Origin of the sequence: Trichococcus flocculiformis (assembly GCF_900113645.1) — a bacterium.
GTDB lineage: Bacteria > Bacillota > Bacilli > Lactobacillales > Aerococcaceae > Trichococcus > Trichococcus flocculiformis.
In genome coordinates this window covers 37,571-42,452 of sequence record NZ_FOQC01000019.1, presented here as the reverse complement: position 1 = coordinate 42,452, position 4,882 = coordinate 37,571, and the positions used below count along the sequence as shown (strand labels likewise).

General features: G+C 51.7%; 5 protein-coding genes. 4 read left to right on the top strand and 1 reads right to left on the bottom strand.

The genetic code is table 11. The features are described from left to right. Positions 1–449 (bottom strand): IS200/IS605 family transposase (gene tnpA / locus BMZ71_RS08220; protein ID WP_093234130.1); only part of this gene is annotated, 449 nt, incomplete at its 3' end. Between the two features lie 298 nt (positions 450–747). On the opposite strand from tnpA, the gene BMZ71_RS08210 reads away from it, so the two are divergent. From BMZ71_RS08210 to BMZ71_RS14870, 4 genes are all read left to right on the top strand, one after another. Next, complete coding sequence (locus BMZ71_RS08210) at positions 748–1,464, top strand: hypothetical protein (protein ID WP_086989060.1); 717 nt, start codon at positions 748–750, stop codon at positions 1,462–1,464. Between the two features lie 256 nt (positions 1,465–1,720). Continuing rightward, positions 1,721–2,911 (top strand): family 16 glycosylhydrolase, encoded by a 1,191-nt coding sequence (locus BMZ71_RS08205; RefSeq protein ID WP_086989061.1) that lies wholly within the window; start codon positions 1,721–1,723, stop codon positions 2,909–2,911. Positions 2,912–3,115: 204 nt separating this feature from the next. Then, positions 3,116–4,624 (top strand): DUF1538 domain-containing protein, encoded by a 1,509-nt coding sequence (locus BMZ71_RS08200; protein WP_086989062.1) that lies wholly within the window; start codon positions 3,116–3,118, stop codon positions 4,622–4,624. Between the two features lie 13 nt (positions 4,625–4,637). Beyond that, the gene (locus BMZ71_RS14870; protein ID WP_157080401.1) at positions 4,638–4,793 is read left to right on the top strand and encodes a hypothetical protein; all 156 of its coding nucleotides are present in this window, start codon (positions 4,638–4,640) and stop codon (positions 4,791–4,793) included. Positions 4,794–4,882 lie beyond the last annotated feature (89 nt).

Below are 4,882 nucleotides of genomic sequence, written 5' to 3'. Positions count from 1 at the left end.
GTAAATGGATCCGTGTACTCTAATAGGCTTAATTGTTCTGCGACTATATCATCTTGAATTTGGTTGCGTATATATTCTTGAATTGCCTTCTTGTTTCTCCCGACTGTATCGACATAATATCCTGTGCACCAGAATTTGCGGTTTCCATAGCGATATTTCAGGTTGGAGTGCCTATCAAATATCATGAGGCTACTTTTACCTTTTAGATAGCCGACAAACGATGACACACTTATCTTGGGCGGTATGCTTACCAACATGTGTATATGATTCACACAAGCAGTGGCTTCGATTATTTCTACACCTTTTCTTTCGCATAACTGCCTTAGTATGACTCCTATATCTTGTTTTATCTTTCCGTAGATTGCTTGCCTCCGGTATTTGGGCGCAAAAACTATGTGATACTTACAATTCCAAGTGGTATGTGCTAAACTATTTTTGTCTTGAGACATCTAAAGAATCCTCCTAAGTCATGAATATTGGTTGGCGAACCAAATATATTCTAGCACTTAGCGAGGATTTTTTAATACACCGCTGGAAGCTCTCCGGAACCATGGGCCTAGCCCATGGTTTTCATTTATCCAATAAACCGCCAAAGCTAGTTTGGCGGGGAAACTCCTTCGATATCCAATGTGGATGTCGAGGGCTTTTCATAGTGGCGACAATCATTCCGGCGTATAATGAACACAAGGAAACACAAGTCAGAAAAACAGACCGAATCTTTTGCCTTGCGTTAGGAGGTTTTAAAAAATGAGAAGAAAAATAGCTTTAATGGGAATCTTGACAGCAATTGCCGTACTTTTCGCCGCCTGCGGACTGGTGGATGAGAGAACGGCATCGGACGAATCAAGCAGCGTCATCGCAAGCAGCCAAAGCGAAACAGTCGAATCAACCGTTGGAAGCGGCAGCGAAACCTCTGTGGAAGCCGACACCAGCATTCCCAGCACGCATTTAGCCGATCCGTATTTCGCGATTTTTGCGGGCAGACAGTATGTGGCACAGTATCATTACCGCGAGTTCACAGGAAGTCAGCTCGAGGACCGGGCGCTGACGGTCGCCGTTGCTGGCGCGGATCAGGCCATCCGGATCAGCGGGGAGAATACGGACACAACGTATCTTACTTTGGACGGGCAAGCTTTTGCGGTCGACCACCTGGACCGGACGATCGCGAGGAATGAAAGTGCGGATTCCGCCGAAGAACCGGAAGACGACGGCATCATCGCAGCACCGCCCTTCAAGGACATCGGCAGCATCTATGTGGGCAGCTGGCAGGATGAAGACCTCATTTATGAAGAATACTACACCGCAAACGGCGACCGGATGTTCTACTATTTCGAAGGCAATGTCCTGAAACGAATCCGCTCAGCTTCCGGAGAAAATGAGTTCAATCTCGATGTTTTGGAAATAAGCGACAGGACTGCAACGGAATTTATTGAGTTGCCCGAAGATTATGAATGGCTGCCTTAAAGGAGCGTTCAGCCGCTGAATCCGTTAAACAGTTAAACAAATTGTCCTCTGGCGAGAAGCTCTTAACCGGGGGACAGCCAGGTAAGCGCGGCTCAACTTCGGTGAGCACCGTCTCGCCGGAGTTGAGCCATCCAAAATAGACCCTACCTCCGATGAGCAAAGCCTCACCGGAGGAAAATCCACGAAAACTACCTCCAGCTCCGCTCAGCCGCAATGCTGGAATCCTCCCCAAATCTACGAGAGAAGATGAACCCTTATGGAGAAACCAATCAAACTAATCAGCATCGTTTTTGTGCTCTCAGTACTCTTTGTCTGGCTTCGCCAGTCGGATTATGCGTTTCTGCGCGAGTGGCAGGCGAACGGGGATGAAACAGAAGCGATACCGGTCTACAACGGTGAATACCGGCTGATTTTCGACGAGAATTTCGATGAAAGCCCGCTCGATCCGGCCATCTGGAACGACCAATATTTGGCCTCCTGGACGCCGGACATGGAATCCGCGCGTGCCGTCTACGAGGTGGCGGATGGCAATCTGAATCTGATCATCCATGAGGATACCCAGCCGTGGAATCCCGAATTTGACGGGACGGTCCGCACATCCAGCGTAATGACCGGCAATCGGACCGGACTGCACGAATTTAAGGCTGATCTGGAGGTCCGCAACGATATCGAGCCGTTCATGGGTTTCATTTCGCAATACGGCGTCTTCGAAATCCGCGCCAAAATGATGAACAGCCTCGGCAATATGTGCGCCTGGTGGCTTGTCGGAATCCAGGATACGCCGGAACAGGATGTGGAAGTGGACGTATTCGAAAATTCCCTGAACTTCGGCAATGTCGTCACGGCTTCGCTCTATGCGCACCGTGATCCGGCGGCGCGGGAGCAACACTTCATTTATGATGTTGGCGAAGCCGATTTGAGCAATGAATTCCATCTCTACACTTTCGAATGGACTCCGGAAGGTTTCGTCTTTTATTTCGACGACGAAGAAATCGGGACGTTCCAGGCTGAGGTCGCCTATCCGATGATCTCCATCCTGTCGGCCTACGAAGGGCGCGAGAATTGGTGGGTTGGCCCGTTCGATCCGACCGCGCCGTATCCGAAAGTGTTCCAGATCGATTACATGAAAGTCTGGAAAAAGGTACCGGACGAATTCGAACAAGTCGAAAAACTAAAGATCGTCTCCCAGGATGAAGCGACTTTCACAATGGAGGCCGGCCAGTACGCCATCGAACACGGTCAGCTCGTTGGTTTCCCATCCTATGTCACGGTCCGTTACAACGACGGCACGGATACGCAGCAGTGGGTCAAATGGCAGGAACTGACGCCGGCCATACTCAGAAAGCTCGACAAATCAGGATCATTCAAATTGGAAGGGGAAATCATCGGCGTTCCGGAAGCCGTGTTAGGGAACCGGAAAGCTACGGTACAAGTTGTTGTCGACTGAAGGATTACCGAAAACCGCAAAACACCAGACAGAATGCTCTTCTGTCGAGCGATAGCCCAGGATGGCGACTCGTTTACCCGAGAGCGCCAGCCCGCCACATATAACGGAACAAAATTCTTCCAGTTATTCCCGCACCGCTTTTTCGTTTATAATAGAAGAAAGATAACCACCTTGAACGCCAAGCTCAGAAAGGCGGTGCCTCCGATGAAACTATTCTTGTCAAAAATCCGCGAAGTGTTGCATGCGATCCTTCCTATCGTCGCAATCGTCCTGTTGCTGCATGCCACCTTGACGCCGCTGACTGCATTGCAGCTACAGCGTTTTCTGCTGGGTGCCTTCTGCATCACCGCCGGACTCTCTATTTTTCTCCACGGTATCGATTTCAGCGTCAGCATGATCGGAAAATCTATGGGGCGGACGTTTTCCAAGACCGCCAACCTCATCCTGCTTGCCGGTGCCGGTTTGGCGCTCGGTTTCATCATTTCCATCGCGGAGCCGGATTTGCACATCCTGGCTGGGCAAGTCGAACGTCTGACGGCCGGCACTGTCGAAAGATGGAGCATCATCCTTGTCGTATCGCTCGGCATCGCCGCGCTGTTGGCACTCGGGCTGATCCGGATCGTCCGTAACATCGTCCTGCACAAGCTGCTGATCGGGCTGTACGCCGTCGTATTCATCCTCGCGCTGAACGCTTCCGACGAATTTCTCGCCATCGCCTTCGACGCATCCGGCGCGACGACCGGCGCCATGACGGTACCGTTCATCATGGCGATTGCTCTCGGAGTCACGCTGCTGCGCAAGGACAATCTCGCCGCCAACACCGAAGGCTTCGGGCTGATCGGTGTTGTCTCGGTCGGCCCGATCCTCGCTATTCTCCTGATGGATCGCATCGCGGGCGGAAGCATCACGCCCCCTGACGCTCCGATCGACACCCTGAAAACAACCAGCCTGCTGTCACCATTCCTCGAAAAAATCCCGATTGTTGCTGCAGAAGTCCTGCTTGCACTGTTGCCGATCACGCTCATCTTCCTCCTGATGCAGCGCTATTCCTTCCGCCTCTCACGCCGAAATATCTCGTGGATCCTCTACGGCCTGCTGCTGACCTACATCGGCCTCTTCCTGTTCCTCCTCGGCGCCCAAGCCGGCTTCATGGACATCGGCCGAACGATCGGTTTCCGCGTCGCGGCATTGGAAAATAAGCAATATTTGCTTGCGACCGGCTTCGTGTTCGGTTTGGTCACCGTCTTGGCGGAACCAGCCGTCCATGTGCTGACGCACCAAATCGAGGAGGTCACGGAGGGCGCTGTCACCCGGAATGCCGTCAAGATCGTGCTCTCCATCGGCATCGGGACAGCCATCGTCTTGGCGATGGTGCGCATCATTTATCCGGCCATCCAACTCTGGCACATTCTTCTGCCGGGCTACCTGTTTGCGCTGACACTGACAATTTTCGTCCCAAAAATGTTCGTCGGCATCGCCTTCGATTCCGGCGGCGTCGCATCCGGACCGATGACCGCGACCTTCATCCTCTCATTCGTCCAAGGCGCCGCCAGCGCAACGGCCGGAGACAACCTCATCTCCAACAGCTTCGGCATGATCGCCCTCGTCGCCATGACCCCGATCATCGCTGTCCAAGTGTTGGGGCTTGTTTACAAGTTGCGGGCAGAAAGAAACAATGGTAATGGAATTCAAAATAATTCTGAGAAAGAATAGCGAGGTGGTTTCGATGATGGAGTGGGATGAGATCGATGAAGAACGCGCAGATTTGATAGTTATAGAGAGGCTAACAGAAGAAAATGTTAAAACATACTCAGACAAAGAAGTACGAAATGTTAATGATGAAGAAGAATTTGTCGTGGATGAGGACGACGGTTGGGAATAATCCTTTAGGATTAAGATTGTCGGCTGTACGAAGATCAGAAAAAGCGAAACACCCGACAGCTCGCTCTTCTGTCGGGCGTCAGCCCAGGA